We start from the raw sequence: 667 nt of genomic DNA, 5'->3' as shown, positions 1-667 counted from the left end.
TATAAGGGGGATTCAAAGGACAAGATTAAAAATGAAAGACGCATATATCATTGATGCCATCCGGACTCCATTTGGTCGTTATGCGGGTGGACTCGCGCCAGTCCGTGCTGATGACTTGGGAGCAGTGCCGATTCAAGCCTTGATGCAACGTAACCCAACAGTGGATTGGTCACAGGTCGATGACGTGATTTATGGCTGTGCCAACCAAGCCGGTGAAGATAACCGTAATGTAGGGCGTATGTCGGCCTTATTGGCAGGCTTACCGGTGGAAGTGCCAGCCACCACCATCAACCGTTTATGTGGTTCATCTTTAGATGCGATTGCCATTGCGGCACGTGCCATTAAAGCCGAAGAAGCCCATCTGATTATTGCCGGTGGCGTGGAAAGTATGTCACGAGCACCCTTTGTGATGGGCAAGTCGGAAAGTGCTTATGGGCGTAGCCAGAAGATTGAAGACACCACCATGGGCTGGCGTTTTATCAATCCCAAGCTGAAAGCGATGTATGGCGTAGAGACCATGCCACAGACTGCAGAGAACGTGGCACAACAATTTAAGATTGATCGTGCAGATCAAGACCAGTTTGCCTTGACGAGTCAACAGCGCACAGCAACCGCGCAAGCTCAAGGCTTTTTTAAACACGAGATCATCCCGGTGAGCATTGCTCAA

The 667-nt window shown here is 50.1% G+C and carries 1 protein-coding gene; it reads left to right on the top strand.

Annotation, left to right across the window (positions count from 1 at the left end; genetic code table 11):
* Positions 1-31: 31 nt before the first annotated feature.
* A partial coding sequence (locus tag AC6CHI_RS16115; RefSeq protein WP_498122505.1) for a thiolase family protein occupies positions 32-667 on the top strand: 636 nt, incomplete at its 3' end.

It is taken from the genome of Acinetobacter sp. GQ146, from assembly GCF_059758585.1.
This window is presented reverse-complemented; position numbering and strand designations above follow the sequence as displayed.